1 pseudogene is annotated in these 585 nt (G+C 66.3%); it reads right to left on the minus strand.

Annotated features, from left to right (window positions below):
* A pseudogene (locus LPA54_RS35430) lies at positions 1–139 on the minus strand (MFS transporter); the annotation flags it as partial.
* Positions 140–585 lie beyond the last annotated feature (446 nt).

Genomic DNA, 585 nt, shown 5'->3' on the forward strand with positions numbered 1-585 from the left:
GCATGAAGGCGATCCCGGTCAGCGACGAGGAGTTCGTCGTCCCCAGCACCAGCAAGGGGATGCAGTAGTTGGCCATGGAGGACGCGTCCGCGTCCGCGAGCCGAGGGAGATACACACCCCGTACCCGGCCGTGGGACACGGTGCGGGCATGCCGGGGCGGCGCGGACCGGACTTTCGTAGCTATCAAGGAAGGCGTGGCTTTTCTGTGAACGGCAGCGGCGGTCAGCGATCGACGAACAGGACGAGACACAAACGTTGACGAAGGGGCTATCCTCGGCGAACTCCTTCCTGCCGGAACTGGGCAGGCCACTTCCCGGACCGTGGTCACACAGGCGGGCCCACTCCCCGGAAGGGAGCGTGCGCCCGGTGCCGTGCAGCCCACAACGGACGTGTGGGCGCTGCGACGTAACACCGGTGATCAACCGGCTCACCTTGAGAGCGTGATCAACTTGCCGAATGTTACGCCGGGTAAGCCGAGGTCACGCAGCCGAGGCGAGTTACCGAGAGGTCACAATCCGCAGGAGACGGGTCCGTGCGGCTGGTGGCAGGGACCGCAGCACCGACGCCGCGGCGCCGGCTACATCT

It is taken from the genome of Streptomyces sp. DH12 (assembly GCF_020873895.1).
Lineage (GTDB): Bacteria > Actinomycetota > Actinomycetes > Streptomycetales > Streptomycetaceae > Streptomyces.